The following is a 17,398-nucleotide window of genomic DNA, read 5'->3' on the forward strand; positions in this document are numbered from 1 at the left end:
GGATCATGGCGCCCTTCGTGATCCGGGTGGCGGGGCTGCCCGTGGAGACCGTGAGAGAGCTGCGCTGTCCCGGCAGCCGCCGCTGGGCCGACGAGGTCGCCGACGCGGCCGACGCGCTCAGGGTGGCCGGCGAGGCCGTCGGCGACCGACTGCACGGCCTGGTCGGGCACACCGAGGACGGTCAGGAGGGCGTCCGGCGGCGGCTCCTCGCGCTGCGGCGCGCCGTCTTCAACGGGCGCCCGCCCCAGGACCCGGAGAATGCAAGGGAGTTGGTCGCCTCGCTCGACGCGGAGACCGGTCGCGCGCTCGACGCCTGGCTGGCCGACCACCGCAGGCTCGCGGAGCGGCGCGCCGAGGGTACGGCGCTGCTCGCCGAGGAGACCGGTCGCGCCCGAGCCGCCCTTGCCCGCCTCGCCGACGAGGAACGGCTGCGCAAGGCCCTGCTGCTGGCCTCGCCCGTCCTGCACGGACAACTCGACGCGTACGTACGGGCGGTGGGGGAGGCCTCTGTCGGTACCCCCGGCAAGAAGCTGCGCAAGATCGAGCGGTCACTCCTTTCGTATCTCTACCGGACCGTGTGCAAGACCAGCCCGTTCTCCACGTTCACCGGGGTCGCCCTCGGGGAGTTCGCCGCGCACGAGGACGGCCTCGCCGTCCGGGTCGACGACGAGTGGACCGGGCACGCCCGGTTGAACGTGGTCGCCCTCGGCCGGCTCGCCGAGACGGTCGCCGCCGACCCGGTCCGCCGCGCGGACCTGCCCGTGTCCCTCGCCAGCGGCTGGGGCCGTGACGACGACCGGGTGCGGTACGTCCGCCGCTGGGTCACCGCGGGCGACGACGACACGGCCGTCACCTTCGACGCCGTACAGGACCGGCTGTTCTTCCTGCGGCGCAGCGGCACCCTGGAGCGGCTGCTCGGCCTCTTCGAGGAGCGCGGCACCCTGCGCCACGGCGAACTCGCCGCCTGGCTGGCCGCCGAGCACGGCGCGGGCCCGGACGGTGCCGAGGACGTCGAGCGGTATCTCGGCGCCCTCCTCGACGTCGGCATGCTCCAGGTGCCCGTGCTGCGCACCGAGGTCCACGACACCGATCCGCTCCGCGCCTTCCAGACGGCCCTGCGCGCCGTCGGGCGCCCCTGGGCGGACGAGCTGGCCGCCGAGCTCGACGCCCCGGTCTCGCTCGTCGACCGGTTCGCGGTGGCCGCCCCCGACGAGCGCCCGGCCGTGCTCGGCGCGGTGCGCGAGCGGCTGCGGGAGATCCAGCGCGGGCTCGGGGCCGAGGAGGGGCGCGTACCGCAGACCGTCCTGTACGAGGACGCTGCGGCCGGCACCGCCACCGGTCCCGACGCCGGGACCTGGGCGCGGCTCGCCGAGGCCCCGCTGGCGGCGGTGGAACAGGTCCTGCCCGCCTTCGATCTGACGCTCCCTCAACGACTCATCCTCAAGGGCTTCTTCCTCGCCCGGTACGGCAAGGGCGGCCGCTGCGACGACCTGCTCAAGCTGGTCCACGACTTCCACGAGGACTTCTTCGAGCAGTACATGTCGTTCACCGCCAAGCGCACCCCCTTCGACGCGGACGGCCGCTACGTCCCCGAGGAGAACTGGCTCGGGCAGCCCGAGCTGAAGGCGCTCGACACCGCCCGTCTGGCGTTCGTGGACCGCATGCGGTCCCTGTGGGAGGCGGCCGACGACACCGGCGCCGACGAAATCCTTCTGGACGACGCCTTCATGGCGGACGTCGCGGCCGAACTGGACGGCATCGCACCGCACTTCGCGCCCATGAGCCACCACCTCCAGCTCGCCGACCGCCCCGACGGCAGCCCGCTCCTCGTCCTCAACCGCTCGTACGGCGGCCTCTCCTTCCCCTTCAGCCGCTTCACGCAGCTCTTCGACGGGCTCGCCGAGCGGCTCCTCGAAGCCTCGGCCGCCGTCGTGCCGCCGGGCGCGGTCCTCGCCGAGGTCACCGGCGGCCCGGTGACCAGCAACCTGAACCTGCACGGCCGGCTCGTCCCGTACGAGATCGTCTGCCCCGGAGAGACCGGCACCCTGGAAGCGGAGTACCGGATCGACCTCGACGACCTGCACGTCGAGCACGACGAGGCCACCGACCGGCTCGTCCTCCGGTCCACCCGCCTCGGTCGTGAAGTGGTCCCCGTCTACCTCGGCTACCTCGTCCCGCTCGCCCTGCCCGAGCTCGCCCGCACGCTCCTGCTGCTCTCGCCGACCTCCATGGCGCCGCTGAACGTCTGGGGCGGCGTGCCCGAGGGCGAGCCGACCGCCGGCGTCACCTCCCGCCCCCGCGTCCGCCACGGCGGCCTGGTCCTGGCCCGCCGCAGCTGGAGCGCGCCCGCCTCCGCGCTTCCGCCGCGCACGGCCGGCGAGGGCGAGGGGCCCGCCGCCGACGCGGAGCGGTTCCTCGGCTGGCACCGGTTCCGGCGCGCACACGGGCTGCCGGACCGGGTGTTCGCCACAGTCTCGGACAGCGGCGCCCGCGGGGCGACCGGGGCCAAGCCGCAGTACGTCGACTTCGACAGCGCCCTGTCGCTGGCCGCGTTCGAGGCGCTCCTGAAGAGCGAGCAGGCCCGCGTGGTCTTCCGCGAGGCCCTGCCCGACGAGGACGAGCTGCACGTCACGACGGGGCGAGGGCGCCACGTGGCCGAACTGTCCGTGGAAACCCTGCCGACGGCGGCGGAGGCAACCCCCGCAACCCCCGCACCCCGCGCGACCCCGCCGTCCCCGCAGACCCGGAAGGGGAACTCCCGATGACCGCCACCACCCCACCCGCGACCCCGCCGTCCGCAACGGCGGCCGCCCCGGCGGCCGCGCCGGGCGCCTGGCAGGCCACGCACGTCTTCTACGCCGCCAACCCTCGCCCCTTCCTGCTCCAGTGCGTGCGCCCGCTGGTGGCCGAACTCGCGGCGGACGGACTCCTCGGCAACTGGTTCTTCATCAACTACTGGCTCCAGGGGCCGCACGTCCGGCTCCGCATCCGCCCCTCCTCGCCCGCCGTCGAGGCCGAGGTCGCCCGTCGTACCGAGCGGGCGATCGACACCTTCCTGGCCGAGCGCCCGGCGCTGTACGAGGTGGACTCGGGCTTCCTGCACGACTTCTACAACACGCTCTTCGAGATCGAGTTCCCCGGTGCCGAGCGCGCGCCCTACGTCGACGACGACGGCCGGATGATGCTGCGGCCCAACAACTCGCGCAGCGCCGAGCCGTACGAGCCGGAGTTCGGCAAGTACGGCGGCCCGGCCGGGATCGAGCTGGCCGAGTGGCACTTCCGGCACTCCAGCGAACTGGTCGTGGACGCCTTCCGTACCAAGAACCTCCATCTGCGGACGGTGCTGCTCGGCACCTCCGCGCAGCTGATGATGGTCATGTCTGCGGCTTTCCTGCCGGGCGGACGGGAGTTGGCCGACTACCTGGACAGCTACTACGAGTTCTGGCACAAGGCGTTCCCCGGCACCGGCTTCATCGGGAGCGAGGAGTACGACCGCAACTACGCCGCCATGGCCCCCGACCTGACCGCCCGCTTCGCCGCCGTCCGGGCCGCCGTGGCGGCGGGCGGGCGGCGACCGGGACGGCTGCCTTCGTTCCTCGGCGGCTGGGCCGACCACTGCCTCGAACTGCGGGAGCGCGCGGAACGGCTCGCGCGCGACGGCGACCTGGTCTTCCGTTCCTGGGACGGCGAGCGGGACGAGCGCGTCACCGACCCGGCGGTCGCGCTGCCGCTCCTCCTCTCCCCGTACATGCACATGACCAACAACCGGCTGCATGTGACCATCCGCGACGAGGCGTACCTCTCCCACGTCCTGGGCCGCTGCCTGCGGGAGTCCCCATGACGGCGGAGGTCGAGTACCGGCCGGCGCTCCGCGCGGGCGTGCTCGTGAGCGACCCCTTCCTGCGCGGCCCGGCCACCGTGCACCTGATCAAGGACACCGCCGGCGGCCAGTCCTTCAAGGTCGGTGTCAAGGAGTCCTTCCTCATCTCCCGGATGGACGGCAGCCGTACGCTCGGCCAGCTCGGCGAGGCGTACGCGCGGGAGTACGGGCGCCGGCTCGGCGACGCCAACTGGGGGCAGCTGCTCGGCATGCTGGGCACGCGCGGCCTACTGGCGGACTCGGCCCCGACCGCCGCCGCGCCCGCGACCGCCGCCACGGACCCGGCAGCCGCACCCGAGGCACCACCCCCACGGCGCCTCCTCTCCGGCAGCATCCGGCTCGTCGCGGACGCCGACGCCACCACCGCGCGCCTGCACCGCGCCGTCGGCTTCCTGCTGCACCCCGTGTGCATGGTGCCGCTGCTCGCCGCAGTCCTCGCCATGGAGACCGTCCTCGCCCTGCGCCTCGGAGACGCGGTGCTCGCCGCCCGGGACCTGTTCCTCAACCCCGTCCTTCTGGCCGCCACCGGTGTCCTCCTCTGGCTGAGCACCGCGCTCCACGAACTGGCGCACGGCGTGGTCGCACGGCATTTCGGTGGACGAGTCGGCGAGATCGGGCTGCGCTGGCGGCTCCCAGTGGTGATCATGTATTGCACCGTGGACAACTACCTCTACCTCCGGACCCGTTGGCACCGGATCGCGACCGCCGTCGCGGGCGCCGTGATGAACCTCCTCTTCCTGCTGCCCTTCTGCGCCCTCTGGCTCTGGGCACCGCTGGACGCGGCGACCCACGACGCCCTGACCGGACTGCTGCTGCTCGGCAGCGTGCAGGCGTTCGCGATGCTGGTCCCGCTGCCGCCGCTCGACGGCTACAAGATCGTCAGCCAGTGGGCGGGAGCCACCGAACTCGCCTCCTCCAGCCGCGACTTCCTCCGCCTCGCCGTCCGCCGCGACCCGGCGGCGGCCGGCTACCCGGGCCGGGCCCGTACCGTCTACACCGCCTACGGACTGGGCACCCTGCTCGTCCTCGGAGTCCTCGCCGCCTCGGCGGCGGCACTCGTCCACCACCTGCTGACCGCGGCCCGAGCCGCGTGACCAAGGAGCGCACCATGCCCCCCACCACCCCGTCTCCCGCGCGGGAGAGCGCGGCCACGCACGAGACCACCGAGCCGGGAGGGGGCGCGGAGCGCCAGGACGCGGCGATCGTGCTCGACTCCGTGCACAAGCGGTACGGCTCCAAGCAGGCCGTGGACGGCATCTCGCTCACCGTGGCGCGCGGCGAGTTCTTCGGACTGCTCGGCCCCAACGGCGCCGGGAAGACCACCCTGATCGAGATCGTGGAGGGGCAGCGGCAGGCCGACTCCGGCACGGTCGCCGTGTTCGGGGAGAGCCCCTGGCCCCGCAACGTCGGCCTGCTGCCCCGGATCGGCGTGCAGACCCAGACCTCCGCCTTCTTCGTCCGGCTGACCGCCCGCGAGCACCTGGAGACCGTCGCCGCGCTCTACGGTGCCGGAACGGACGCCGTCGCACGGGCCCTGGACTCCGTGGGTCTCACCGAGCACGGCGCGGTCCGCGTCGAGGACCTGTCCGGGGGCCAGCGGCAGCGGCTCGCGATCGCCTCGGCCCTCGTCCACGAGCCCGAGCTGATCTTCCTGGACGAGCCGACGGCCGCCCTCGACCCGCAGGCCCGCCGCGCGCTCTGGCAGGTACTGCGCGAGCTGAAGGGCGCGGGCCGCACCATCGTGTACACCACCCACCACCTCGACGAGGCCGAGGCGCTCTGCGACCGGGTCGCCATCATCGTGGACGGCCGGGTCCGCGCGCTCGACACCCCGGCCCGCCTCGTCTCCGCGGGCAGCCCCACCACCTGCCTGGTGGTCCCCTCCGGGCGGCTCTCCCCGGAGGACGCGCGGGCCATCCCCGGCGTCCTCGGCGTCACCGAGGAGCCGGACGCGGTCGTCCTGGAGACCCTCGACGCGGGGCCCGTCCTCGCGGCGGTCGGCGAGATCGCCGGCCTCCAGGGCATCCGCACCCGCACGGCCAGCCTGGAGGACGTGTACCTCCAACTGACCCGCGACGTCACCCCGCAGCCGTAACCACGCCCCGCCCGGTCCACCGGACGTGGACAGAGTTCAGAGAACGGACACGGAGACCCACCCCATGAGCGCATACGCCGCACTGACCCGCGCGGGCTACCGGGCCTACACCCGCGACAAGACCACCCTCTTCTTCACCTTCGCCTTCCCGCTGCTCTTCCTGGTCGTCTTCGGGCTGATCTTCCACGGCAAGGAGGTCGAGCAGAGCGGGCAGCCGTACATCAACTACATCGCCCCCGGCGTGCTGTCCTGGGGCGTCGCCAACGCGGCCGTCTTCGGCGTGGGCTTCGTGCTCATGCAGTGGCGCCGCGACGACATCCTGCGGCTCATCCGGATGACGCCGGTCCGGCTGCCCTCCGTGCTCGCCTCCCGCTACGGGCTCGCCGTCGCCATCGGCGTCGTGCAGACCGCGCTGTTCGTGGGCGTGGCGCTGCTGCCCTGGTTCGGGCTGAAGCCGGCCGGGTCCTGGCCGCTCGTGCTGCCGGTCCTCGTGCTCGGCATCACCGCCTTCCTCGCCCTCGGCGTCATCGTCGGCTCTTTCGCGAAGACGCCCGAGGCGGTCGCGGCCGTCGCCAACTGCCTGATGATCCCGATGGCGTTCCTCTCCGGCTCCTTCTTCCCGCTGGACGCGATGCCGGAGTGGATGCAGAGCCTCGCCCACGCCCTGCCGCTCTTCTACCTCAACGACGGCGTCTCCGCCGCGCTCACCGGCAACGGCTCGGGCGGCGACATCGCCGTGGCCTGCGCCGTCCTCACCGGCGTCGCCGTCGTCCTCGGAGCCATCGCCTTGAAGACCTTCCGCTGGAGCGACAAGTCATGACGACCCAGGCGCCGAGCACACCGTCCGCCGCCCCCGCGGGCGCGCCGCTGGAGGCGGCCAGGGCGCTGCTCCAGCGTGCGCTGACCGCCCGCCACGCCGGGGAGGAGCGGCTGCCCGCGCCGCTGGTGGTTCCGCTCGGCGCCGCCGACACCCTGGGCTTCGGCCGCCCCGACCCGTACGCCCTGGTGCGGCCCGAGGCCACCGTCCACCTCACCTCACGGGCCGTGCTGCTCGGCCCCTGGGGCGGCCGGGACGGGGCGCGGGCGGCCTGCGGGCAGTGCCTCGCCATGCGCTGGCAGCGGCTGCGCAGCCGCTCCGAGCGGGAAGCCCTGGAACTGGGTTACGAGTCTCAAGGCGCCGTCGCCTGGCCGGTGTTCACCGACTACGCCCTGGACGCCGTCTGGGCCGCGTACCGGGCGACGCTCCCCGGCGACCGCCCCAGCCCCTCCACGGCGTCCGCGCCCGACGGGGAGCTGCCCCAGGTCACCCGGGTCGACCTCGCGACCCTCGCCACGGCGACCTTCCCGCTGCTGCCCGAGCCGCTCTGCCCCTCGTGCGTGCGCGAGCGCCCCGACACCGCCGAGTCGGCCCGGATGACCCTCGGCCCCGCCCCCAAGCCCGACCCGGCCGGATACCGGCTGCGGTCCCTCGGCTCGTACCCGCTGCCCACCACGGCCCTGGCCAACCCGGTCTGCGGCGCCCTCGGCTCCGACGTCTGGATCAACCCGGTCTCCACCACCACCGCCCCGGTCGCCGGCACCCACTTCGTCCGGGGCTACGCGGGCCTCAACGACGTCACCTGGAGCGGCCAGGCCAACAGCTACGGCACCAGCCGTACGCTGGCCCACCTGGAGGGCCTGGAGCGCTACGCGGGCACCCACCGCCGACGCGGCACGGCGCCCGTCTCCGCCTCGTACCACGCGCTCGTCGCCGCCGGGACGCCCGTCCTCGACCCCGCCGAGTGCGGCCTGTACGCCCCGGAGACGTACGAACGCGACCACCTCGTCAGCCCGTTCGACCCCGACCGGGCCATCCCCTGGGTGTGGGGCCACTCGCTGCGCTCCGACGCGCCCGTCCTCGTACCGGCCAGACTGGCGCACTACAGCGCGGGCGTCGACGCCGACAACTTCGTCTTCGAGTGCTCCAACGGCTGCGCCACCGGCGGGAGTCTCGAAGAGGCCATCCTCTTCGGCCTGTTGGAGCTGATCGAACGGGACGCCTTCCTGCTCGCCTGGTACGGCCGCGCCCGGCTCACCCGGATCGACCTCGCCACCTGCCGCGCCCCCGCGATCCGTTCGATGATCGACCGGGCCGCGCTGCACGGCTACGACGTGTACGCCTACGACAACCGCGTGGACCTCTCCGTCCCCGTCGTCACCGCGCTCGCCGTCCGCCGCGACGGCGGCCCCGGCGCGCTCTCCTTCGCCGCCGCGGCCGGCTTCGACCCCGAGAGCACGGTCGACTCCGCGCTCTCCGAAGTCCTCACCTACATCCCGCACCTGCCCTACCAGGTGGCAGAACGCCTCGGCGAACTGGAGGAGATGGCCCAGGACTTCACCAAGGTCCTCCACCTCAAGGACCACGCCCAGCTCTACGGCCTGCCCTCGATGACCGTGCACGCGGCCGAGTACCTGGAGCCGGACGGCGTGCTCTCGCTCGACGAGGCGTTCGCCGACTGGGAGCCGAAGCGCCCGCGCACCGGGGACCTGATGGACGACCTGCGGCTGCTCCGCGACGAGCTGGTACGCGCAGGGCACGACGTGATCGCCGTCGACCAGACGACCCCCGAGCAGCGGCGGATGGGCCTGCACACGGTCGCCGCGATCGTGCCGGGCCTGCTGCCCCTCGACTTCGGCTGGACCCGCCAGCGGGCCCTGCTGATGCCCCGGCTGCGCACCGCCCTGCGGGCGTCCGGCAGACGGGCCGCCGATCTGCGCGAGGACGAGATCAAGGCCGTGCCGCACCCGTTCCCGTGATCCGCCTCCGTACGGGCACCGAACGCGGGACAGCCCCCGCCCGGGCGGATTTCACCGCCGGGCGGGGGCTGCCGATCGCGGGATCCGCGCGATCAGGCGCTGCAGGAGGTGGTGCTGGTGGTGCTGGAGCAGGTGGAGGTCGAGGAGGACGAGGTGCACCCGGCCAGGACGACCTCGACCGCGTCCGAGTAGTCCGAGATCTCGAAGGTCTCCGACTCCAGCTCCAGGATCTCGTCGGCGAGGGTCGCGAGCTCCGTCTTGGGCGCCATGGGGTTCTCCTTCGCGTCACAGGGGTCCGCCGGCTGCTCCGGCGGCACTCCCTTGCGAGGCCTCATTCCAGCCGGGCCCGCTGTCAGATCGGCCGTCGTGCCGCTCTCAGTTCGCTGTCACCCCGTGACAGCGCCCGGCAGGCCGCGCTGACCGGCCCGTACCGCACCCTCGCGAAGAGCGGGACACCCAGCCGCACCAGGACACCCGGCAGCCCGAGGACGCCCAGCAACCCGAGGACGCCCACCAGCCCGAGGGCACCCGGCCGCACCAGGACGCCCGGCCGTCCGCATCCCCGGCAGGAGACAGAGATGGACACGACGCCAGCCACCGAGGTGCCCGAGGTCTTCGAAGTGCCCAAGGTCTTCGAGGTGCCCGAGGAGGAGCTGCGGCCCGCCCTCGAGCTCTACCTCGACCTGCACACCCACCCCGAGCTCTCCGGCCACGAGGCACGCACCGCCGACCGCTTCGCCGCCTGGCTGGAGCTGCACGGCTGTACCGTCGCCCGTGGCGTGGGCAAGGGCCACGGCGTCGACGGCGTCGTCGGAGTTCTGCGCAACGGCCCAGGACCCACCGTGCTGCTCCGCGCCGAACTGGACGCCCTGCCGGTCACCGAACGCACCGGCCTGCGGTACGCCAGTTCGGTCCCCGGCGTGATGCACGCGTGCGGCCACGACCTGCACCTGGCGGCCGCCGCCGGCGCGCTCGCCCGGCTCGCCCGCTCCCGCTCCGCCTGGCGGGGCACGGTCCTGGTCGTCGGCCAGGCCGCCGAGGAGACCCTCCAGGGCGCGCGGGCGATGGTCGACGACGGGCTGTACGAGCGGTTCGGCACCCCGGACCTCGTCCTCGCCCAGCACGCCGCGCCGTTACCCGCCGGGACGGTCGCGCACGCGGGCCCCGGTCCGCTGATGCCCGCCAGCACGGCCCTGGAGGTCGTCATCCACGGGCGCGGCGGCCACGGCGGCACCCCGCACCTCTCCGTCGACCCCGTCCTGACCGCCGCCGCCACCGTCGTACGGCTCCAGTCGGTGGTCGCGCGGGAGACCGCGCCGGCCGAGCCCGTCGTCCTCACCGTCGGCTCCCTGCGTGCCGGGGACCGCGCCAACGTCATCCCCGACCGGGCCGAACTGAGCATCTCCACCCGGGCGTTCGGGGAGGCGGCGCTCGCCCGCGTCGACGCGGCCGTCGAGCGGATCGTCCGCGCCGAGTGCGCGGCCTCCGGCTGCCCGAGAGAGCCGGAGCTCACGGTCACCGCCCGCTCGCCCGTCCTCGTCCCCGACCCGGCGGCGACGGCCGCCCTGCGCCGGGTCCACGCGGCCGCGCTGGGCGCGCGCCGGGTCACGCTCACGCCCCCGCTCACCGCCACCGAGGACTACGCCGCCTTCGGCGCGGACGGCGTCCCCCTGGCGTACTGGCTGCTGGGCACGGTGGGGGCGGCTCGGTGGCGCCGGGCCGTGGAGTCGGGCGAGCCGCTCCCGCCCAACCACGCACCGGAGTTCGCCCCGGACGTACGGACCGCCCTGCCGACCGGCATCACCGCCCTCACGGCTGCCGCCCTGCACGTCCTCACGGCTGGAGAGGGGACATGATCGTGACCGATTACGCGCTCCGATTCGTCGACGTCGTGGCCGTACGCCACGACACCACGGCCCCGGCCGGGCCGACGACGGTGATCCGCCTCCTCTCCCTGCTGCCGGGGCACTGGGCCTGCACCCCCCAGGTGGCCGCCGACCGCATCCGGCTGCGGATCGCCCTGGACGAGGACGTCGACCGCACGGCCGTGTCCCGGACGGTGGCCGCCGTCCTCGCCGACGCCGCCCTGCACGGCTGGTCGGTGCCGGGCTGACGACGTCCGCCGGGGATGGTCAGATCCAGCCGCGCTCGCGCGCGAGGAGGGCGGCCTGGGCCCTGCTGTTGGCACCGAGGGTCTGGAGCAGTTCGGCCACATAGCGCCGATAGGTACGGACGGAGACCTCCAACTCGCGTGCGCCCGCCTCGTCCTTGGCGCCCGTGCACATGAACGCCAGCACCTGTCGCTCGCGCTCGGTCAGCTCCCCGCCGCCCGGCCCGGAGCCCTCGTGGCGCGCGGAGGAGGTGAGGTCATCGGCGCCCTCCCAGATCTTCTCGAACAGCGCGATGATGTTCGTGACCAGGCCGCTCTGGTGCGCGAGCAGCGCGCCGCGCGCGGTGTTGCGCGGGTCGAGGGGCACCAGCGCGGTGGAGCGGTCGTACACGATCATCCGCTCGGCGGTGTCCCCGGTGACCCGTATCTCGGCCCCGTGGGAGGCCAGTTCGCGGAGGTAGTCGGCCGTCGGCCGGTCGTCGAGCGCGGCGCGCACGACGACGTTGCGGATCCGTACGCCGCGCCGCAGACATCGCATGTCGAGCGGCCGGGAGCGGGCGATGTTCTCGGGGGAGAGGCGGGGAGAGGTCTCGACGGCCAGGATCTCGTCGCGGGCGAAGAAGGCGAGGTCGTCGATCCGGTTGCGGATGTTCGCGAGGCCGTCCAGCTGCTCGATGCCGACGGAGGTGTCCGCGCGGGCCGAGGTCTCCGCGCGTAACCCGTCGATGACGTGCCGGGATCGGGTGACCCGCTGGAGCTCCCGGTGCAGCTCGGTGAGCCGGCGGTCGGTCAGCCGGGTCAGCGCGGCCTCGGGTTCGGCGGGGGAGACCCGCCCGTCGGGCCGCTCCGGGTGCAGGAGTTCGAGGGCCCGGAGCCGCGCGAGGCAGGCGCGGGTCTCGTCCGGGTCGGTGTGGAGCAGCAGATGGACGTCGTCGGCGGGGGTGTCCGGGTTGCGGAGGAAGTGCCGGTAGAGCTCCTCCTCCGGAGCCGAGACTCCGAACACGGCCATCTCGTTCTCGGCCACGTGCGCATCGCCCCCAGTCCCTGATCCACGGTGGCGGTGTGCGGGTCTCGCGGGCCACCGGTGTGGTCGTGGGAACACTAGATGATCGCACCTCCGAGCGTGACCGGCTCGGACCGGAGCGTGTACGAAGCGTCGGTGAATTGTGGGTGGTTCCCCCCGGGATGGGCCACATGACCGTCCTCATCACCGTCACTCATCGCCGCCCTCATCGCCGTCCCCGTCGGCGTCCTCATCGCCGTCCTCGGCCGGGCGCCGCGTACAGTGGCGGCGGGCGCGGCGTGATCACGAGGAGTACGAGTGACCGCGGTGAGTCTTGAGCACACCACCGTCCCCGCCGACACCGGCGAGGTGACCCTGCTGATAGCCCGCCGGGTGGAGCCCGGCTACGAAGCGGCCTTCGAGCGGTGGGCCGGGGGCATCCTGGAGAGCGCGGCCGCCTTCCCGGGACATCTCGGGTACGGCCTCTTCCGCTCGTCCGGAGGCGACGCCCCCTGGTTCCTCGTCCACCGGTTCCGGGACGCGGAGGCCTGCCGGATCTGGCAGGAGTCGCCGGAGCGGGCGGCCTGGTTCGCCGACTGCGAGGGGCACCACCACACCGAGGTCGCCCGGCGGAAACTGACCGGCATGGAGACCTGGTTCGCCAAGCCCGGCTCGACCCGGCCCGCGCCGCCGCGGTGGAAGATGGCGATCAGCGCGACGCTCGCGATCTACCCGATCTCCCTCCTCGGCGGCTGGTTCCTGGTGCCCCGGCTGACCGCGCTGCCGCTCGCGCTGAGCAGCGCGGTCGTCGCCTGCGTCTTCAACGTCCTGATGACGTACGTGTCGATGCCGGCCGTGAGCAGGCTCCTCAGGGGCTGGCTGAGCCGCTGAGGGGTTCTCTTCAGGGTGCTGGGGTCGTCCTCAGGGCGCGGTGGGAGCCGTGACCCGCGCCTGGTGGACGCGAAGGTGGAGGGTGGCCAGGTCGAGCAGCGGAGTGGGTACGGCCAGGGCACGCGCGCGTGCGACCAGGTCCCCGAAGAGGTGCTCGACCTCCGTCGGCCGCCCTGCGACCAGGTCCCGGTAGAGCGAGGGCACCATGGGCGACCCGGTGGCGGTCACGATGCCGAGCGTCAGGTCCCGCTCCGCCTGCGGTACGGGACGGCCTGCCGCCTCCGCGACCGCCGCCGCCTCGGCGAGCACGGCCGGGCCCAGCTCCGCGCCGCCCGGGACGGCGTTGACCTCCCCGACCGTGCCGCGCATCAGGCTCGTCACCGCGCCGAACGTGGTGATGAAGACCCACTTGTGCCACATGGACGTCAGCACGTCCGCCGGCACCAGGGCGTCGATGCCGGCCTCGGCGAGGACGGACCGGACCTTCTCCACGCGCGCGGTGGGCGTCCCGTCCTGCTCGCCGATGGTCAGATGGGCGATCGGCGCGAGGCGGACGATGTCCCCGTGCTCGTCGAGCGTGGTGACCACCTTGGCGACGCCGCCGAGGACCCGCGCGGCACCGAACCGGGCGTTCAGGGCGTCGATGTGGGCGAGGCCGTTAAGCAGCGGCACGATCACGGTGTCCGGTCCGACGGCCGGCGCGACGTCCTCCATCGCCTGCTCCAGGGCGGTGGACTTCACCGAGAGCAGGACGAGGTCGTACGTCGTGTCCAGCGCGTCGGCCGTGACGAGCCGGGGCGCGACGGACCACTCCTCGCCCCGGCCGACGACGCGCAGGCCGCGCTGGCCCAGCTCGGCGGCGCGTCGCGGGCGGACCAGGAAGGTGATGTCCTGTCCGGAACGGGCGAGCAGCGCCCCGAAGTAGCCTCCGGTGGCTCCGGCGCCGACGACCAGGATCTTCATGAGTGCGGACCTCTCGGGGAACGTTGCGCGGTGGACGGTGCGAGCAGGGGGCGGAGCAGTCGGTGCGGGCGGGCGAGGGCCGCCGTCACCGGGTCGTCGCCGTCGGCCGGGGGCGCGAGGCCGGGGCCCGGTGCCACGAGGACGTCGCCGACCGGGACCGGGGCCCCGCACTCCGTACAGCGGCCGTCCTCGGCGATCGGCGCGTCGTCGTCGACGTGGCGGAAGACGCGGCGGGGGCCGCGGGCGGAACCGTAGAAGCCGTCGCCCCAGGACGTGAGCGCGCGGACGGCGGGCCAGAGCGCGACGCCCTTGGGGGTGAGGCCGTAGACCTCGCGGCGTCCGGTGTCCGGAAGGCGGGCGAGGACGCCCGACTCCGTGAGCGTGGCGAGCCGGTCGGCCAGGACGGCGCGGGGGAGCCGGAGATGGGCGGCGAACTCGCCGAACCGGCGGACCCCGAAGAAGGCGTCCCGCACGATCAGCAGCGTCCAGCGCTCACCGACGACCTCCATGGAGCGCGAGAGGGCGCAGCTCTGGCCGCTGTAGTCGCGGGGGAGTGGCATGCGGCAGACAGTAGCGCAGAGAGTTCGGTGGTTGAACTCTTTTCCCGGAACGGGGATGAAGGAGAAGGGGGCGGAGGGGGATTAGGCTCGGGCGCAATGAAGAAGACTCCACCGATCCGGGAGCCCAAGGCCGACAAGGCGAGCGTGCGACGCCACAATCTGAGCCTCGTCCTGCGCACCGTCCACGACGCGGGCGAGACGACCCGCGCGGCCGTCGCGGCGCGCGTCGGCCTCACCCGCGCCGCCGTCTCCTCCCTGGTGGAACAGCTCATGGAGCAGGGCTTCCTGGTCGAGTCGGGCAAGACCTTCAGCGGACAGGCGGGGCGGCCGGGGACGGTCCTGAAGCCCGCCGGCACCGGTCCGGCCGGGCTCGGGGTCGAGATCAACGTCGACTACGTGTCCGTGTGCGTCGTCGACCTCGCGGGAACCGACCGGGTCCGGGTCGCGGAGCCCCTCGACAACCGGGCGGCCGAACCGGCCGAGGTCCTCGCGCGCGCCGCCGGGCTCGCGGCGAAGGCCCTGCGGAGCGCCGCCGAGCGGGAGCTGCGCCCGACCGGGGTACGGCTCGCCCTGCCGGGCCTCGTCTCGTACGGAACCGTCCAGCAGGCCCCGAACCTCGGCTGGAACCGCGTGCCCGCCGACAAGCTCTTCGGCGAGGCCCTAGCGGGGCGGTGGCCGGGGCAGGCCGAGCTGCCGGTCACCTCCGACAACGAGGCGAACGCGGCCGCGCTCGCGGAGCTGTGGTTCGGCGCCCTCGGTGACGTACGGAGCTTCCTGTACCTGACCGGCGAGATCGGGGTGGGCGGCGCGATCGTAGTGGACGGCGAACTGCTGCGCGGTGCCCACGGCTTCGCCGGCGAGATCGGCCATCTGCCCGTGGACGCGGACGGCCCCCTGTGCCGCTGCGGCTCGCGCGGGTGTCTGGAGCAGTACGCGGGCCAGTCGGCGCTGTTGCGGGCGGCGGGGGCCGCCGGGGTGGAGGAGCTGGCGCGCGCCGCCGACGCGGGGGAGCCCCGCGCGGTGGCCGCCGTCGAGGAGGCGGGCCGGATGCTCGGCCTCGCCCTCTCCGGCGCGGTGAACCTGCTCGACCCCGAGGCGGTCGTCCTCGGCGGGATCTACCCCCGGCTGATGCCCCGTCTCGGCCCGGCCGTCGACGCCGAACTGGCCCGCCGCGTGGTCTCCGGCCTCTGGACCCCGGCGGCGGGCCGCCTCCGCCCCGCGTCCCCGGCGACCCCGGCGTCGCGCGGCGCAGCCGCGTTCGTCATGCGCCAGGTCCTCGACGACCCCTTGGCGTACACGCCCTGAGGGCTCGCGGTCGCGGCCTCGCGCGTCCGCCCGTCGGCCCGCGTGGCGGTCTACGCGTCCTGCCGTCCGCTCGTCCGCCGTCCGCGGCTCGGACTGCGCGGCGGTCAGCTCGTCCTGCCGTCCGCCCCCCGCCGCACGTCCGCCGTTCGCCAGGCGGCCCATGCCGCCCATTCATCCGGCCGCCGGGCGCGCGCCGGCCCCGTGCCGCACGTCCACCCGGCCCCTCGTAGCGACTCTCATCCCACTCTCACGTGGGCCTTATCCAGCCATCACCGCGCGCCCCTAGCTTCGCGCTCATGTTCTTCACCTACCTCCGGCGCGAGCTGCGCCGTCGCAGAAAGGCGGCGCTCGTCGTCGCCTCCGGGCTCGCGCTCGGGATCGCGTTGGTCATCGTCGTCAACTCCGTGACCGCCGGCATGAAGCAGGCCCAGACCCAGGTCCTGGAGTCCCTCTACGGTCTCGGCACCGATCTGACCGTCACCAAGGCCCGCGAGGAGCCCCAGGCCGGTCAGCAGGCGCAGCGGCCGCGGTTCGAGTTCGACGCCGGCGAGGACGGCGAGGAGCAGAGCAGCGACCGGCTGATGGTCCAGGGCTTCCAGACCCTGGCCGCGTCGACCGTCACCACCGTCGCGAAGCAGGACGGTGTCGCCCAGGCCGTCGGCGGCCTCAGCCTCACCAACCTCAAGATCGACGGCGAGTTCGAGCGCGGCGAGTTCCAGCAGGCGCAGCCCGCCCAGCCCGGTGGAAACGGTGGCAACGGTGCCGGCGGAGGGAACGGCGGCGGAGGTCGTGTCGAGGGCGGCGGCGCCGCCTTCGACGTCAACTCCTTCACCCTCTACGGCACCGACGTCACCACCCCCGACCTCGGCCCCCTCACCACCTCCACGATCACCGCGGGCCGTACCTTCAAGACCACCGAGACCGACGCCAAGGCCGTCGTCGTCGACAGCGCCTACGCCAAGCAGGAAGGCCTCGCCGTCGGCGAGACGCTCACGGTCAAGGCGGTGAAGTTCGAGGTCATCGGCATCGCCACCGCAGACAGCGGCCAGTCCGCCGCCCAGGTCTACCTGCCGCTCAAGCAGGCGCAGACCCTGTCGGACTCCAAGGACAAGGTCACCACCGTCTATGTGAAGGCGACCGACTCGACGCGGATCGACGCCGTCAAGTCCGCCATCCAAAAGAACGTCGCCGGCACCACGGTCACCACCTCCGCCGACCTCGCCGAGACCGTCTCCGGCTCCCTCGACACCGCCGCCAACCTCGCCACCAACGTGGGCAAGTGGCTCTCGTACGCCGTCCTGGTCGCCGCCGTCCTCGTCGCCGGGCTGCTCACCTCCTCGGCCGTCAGCCGCCGGGTGCGCGAGTTCGGCACGCTCAAGGCGCTCGGCTGGAAGAGCGGCCGGGTCACCCGGCAGGTCATGGGCGAGGCGCTCGTCAACGGCCTGATCGGAGGCGCCCTCGGCATCGCCGTCGGCCTCGCCGGCGCGTACCTGGTCACCGCCGTCAGCCCCACCCTGACCGCCGAACTCGGCGGCGGCGCGCTGACGGCCGGGGGCCAGGGCGGCGGCCGGATGCTCGGCGGCCCCGGCATGAGCGCGGTCCGCGAGGGCGCGGCGGGCGGCAACACCCTCGACATCGCCCTCACCGCACCCGTGAGCGTCACGACCGTCGGCCTCGCCGTCCTCCTCGCACTCGGCGGCGGGCTCGTCGCGGGCGGCTTCGGCGCCTGGCGCGCCTCGCGCCTGCGGCCGGCGGACGCGCTGCGCCGCGTCGAGTAGCCCGAACCCCCTTCACG

At 73.8% G+C, this 17,398-nt stretch carries 16 protein-coding genes; 11 read left to right on the forward strand and 5 right to left on the reverse strand.

The window, feature by feature from the left end; genetic code table 11:
* The first annotated feature begins 5 nt into the window (after positions 1-5).
* From ACFWRO_RS18315 to ACFWRO_RS18340, 6 genes are all read left to right on the forward strand, one after another.
* Entirely contained in the window at positions 6-2,765 is a 2,760-nt protein-coding gene (locus ACFWRO_RS18315) for a lantibiotic dehydratase (RefSeq protein ID WP_384511302.1), read from the forward strand.
* Positions 2,762-3,841 carry a lantibiotic dehydratase C-terminal domain-containing protein gene (locus ACFWRO_RS18320; RefSeq protein WP_384511304.1) on the forward strand — a complete coding sequence of 360 codons (1,080 nt, stop codon included), beginning with the start codon at positions 2,762-2,764 and terminating at the stop codon, positions 3,839-3,841. Before ACFWRO_RS18315 ends, ACFWRO_RS18320 begins: the two co-directional genes overlap by 4 nt.
* Positions 3,838-4,974 (forward strand): metalloprotease, encoded by a 1,137-nt coding sequence (locus tag ACFWRO_RS18325; RefSeq protein WP_384511306.1) that lies wholly within the window; start codon positions 3,838-3,840, stop codon positions 4,972-4,974. The genes ACFWRO_RS18320 and ACFWRO_RS18325 overlap by 4 nt, the downstream gene beginning before the upstream one ends.
* A gap of 14 nt (positions 4,975-4,988) precedes the next feature.
* A complete protein-coding gene (locus ACFWRO_RS18330) occupies positions 4,989-5,975 on the forward strand; it encodes an ABC transporter ATP-binding protein (RefSeq protein ID WP_384511308.1) in 987 nt (328 codons plus the stop codon).
* Between the two features lie 64 nt (positions 5,976-6,039).
* Positions 6,040-6,795 (forward strand): ABC transporter permease, encoded by a 756-nt coding sequence (locus ACFWRO_RS18335; protein ID WP_384511311.1) that lies wholly within the window; start codon positions 6,040-6,042, stop codon positions 6,793-6,795.
* Positions 6,792-8,771, forward strand: a complete 1,980-nt coding sequence (locus ACFWRO_RS18340) for a TOMM precursor leader peptide-binding protein (RefSeq protein WP_384511313.1) — start codon at positions 6,792-6,794, stop codon at positions 8,769-8,771. Before ACFWRO_RS18335 ends, ACFWRO_RS18340 begins: the two co-directional genes overlap by 4 nt.
* 92 nt (positions 8,772-8,863) lie before the next feature.
* Here ACFWRO_RS18340 and ACFWRO_RS18345 read toward each other — a convergent pair whose 3' ends face one another.
* Positions 8,864-9,040, reverse strand: a complete 177-nt coding sequence (locus ACFWRO_RS18345; protein WP_015609023.1) for a thiazolylpeptide-type bacteriocin — start codon at positions 9,038-9,040, stop codon at positions 8,864-8,866.
* Between the two features lie 83 nt (positions 9,041-9,123).
* Positions 9,124-9,357, reverse strand: a complete 234-nt coding sequence (locus ACFWRO_RS18350; protein WP_384511316.1) for a hypothetical protein — start codon at positions 9,355-9,357, stop codon at positions 9,124-9,126.
* On the opposite strand from ACFWRO_RS18350, the gene ACFWRO_RS18355 reads away from it, so the two are divergent.
* Together ACFWRO_RS18355 and ACFWRO_RS18360 are read left to right on the forward strand one after the other, a co-directional pair.
* Positions 9,350-10,627, forward strand: a complete 1,278-nt coding sequence (locus tag ACFWRO_RS18355; protein WP_384511318.1) for an amidohydrolase — start codon at positions 9,350-9,352, stop codon at positions 10,625-10,627. The genes ACFWRO_RS18350 and ACFWRO_RS18355 overlap by 8 nt on opposite strands.
* Positions 10,624-10,884, forward strand: coding sequence for a hypothetical protein (locus tag ACFWRO_RS18360; RefSeq protein ID WP_384511320.1), 261 nt, complete (start codon positions 10,624-10,626; stop codon positions 10,882-10,884). The genes ACFWRO_RS18355 and ACFWRO_RS18360 overlap by 4 nt, the downstream gene beginning before the upstream one ends.
* A 19-nt stretch (positions 10,885-10,903) precedes the next feature.
* On the opposite strand, the gene ACFWRO_RS18365 is transcribed toward ACFWRO_RS18360, so the two are convergent.
* Positions 10,904-11,905 (reverse strand): LuxR C-terminal-related transcriptional regulator, encoded by a 1,002-nt coding sequence (locus ACFWRO_RS18365; protein WP_384511322.1) that lies wholly within the window; start codon positions 11,903-11,905, stop codon positions 10,904-10,906.
* A 297-nt stretch (positions 11,906-12,202) separates the two neighbouring features.
* On the opposite strand from ACFWRO_RS18365, the gene ACFWRO_RS18370 reads away from it, so the two are divergent.
* Positions 12,203-12,775: an antibiotic biosynthesis monooxygenase gene (locus ACFWRO_RS18370; protein WP_384511324.1), complete on the forward strand. Its 573-nt coding sequence runs from the start codon at positions 12,203-12,205 to the stop codon at positions 12,773-12,775.
* Positions 12,776-12,805: 30 nt separating this feature from the next.
* Here the strand turns inward: ACFWRO_RS18370 and ACFWRO_RS18375 are convergent, their stop codons facing one another.
* Positions 12,806-13,738: a ketopantoate reductase family protein gene (locus ACFWRO_RS18375; protein ID WP_384511327.1), complete on the reverse strand. Its 933-nt coding sequence runs from the start codon at positions 13,736-13,738 to the stop codon at positions 12,806-12,808.
* A complete protein-coding gene (locus tag ACFWRO_RS18380) occupies positions 13,735-14,298 on the reverse strand; it encodes a winged helix-turn-helix transcriptional regulator (RefSeq protein ID WP_384511330.1) in 564 nt (187 codons plus the stop codon). The genes ACFWRO_RS18375 and ACFWRO_RS18380 overlap by 4 nt, the downstream gene beginning before the upstream one ends.
* Before the next feature lie 96 nt (positions 14,299-14,394).
* On the opposite strand from ACFWRO_RS18380, the gene ACFWRO_RS18385 reads away from it, so the two are divergent.
* Both ACFWRO_RS18385 and ACFWRO_RS18390 read left to right on the forward strand, forming a co-directional pair.
* A complete protein-coding gene (locus tag ACFWRO_RS18385; protein ID WP_384511333.1) occupies positions 14,395-15,603 on the forward strand; it encodes an ROK family protein in 1,209 nt (402 codons plus the stop codon).
* A gap of 296 nt (positions 15,604-15,899) precedes the next feature.
* The gene (locus tag ACFWRO_RS18390) at positions 15,900-17,381 is read left to right on the forward strand and encodes an ABC transporter permease (protein ID WP_384511335.1); all 1,482 of its coding nucleotides are present in this window, start codon (positions 15,900-15,902) and stop codon (positions 17,379-17,381) included.
* The last annotated feature ends 17 nt before the right edge of the window (positions 17,382-17,398 follow it).

This window comes from Streptomyces sp. NPDC058579 (genome assembly GCF_042718575.1).
GTDB lineage: Bacteria > Actinomycetota > Actinomycetes > Streptomycetales > Streptomycetaceae > Streptomyces.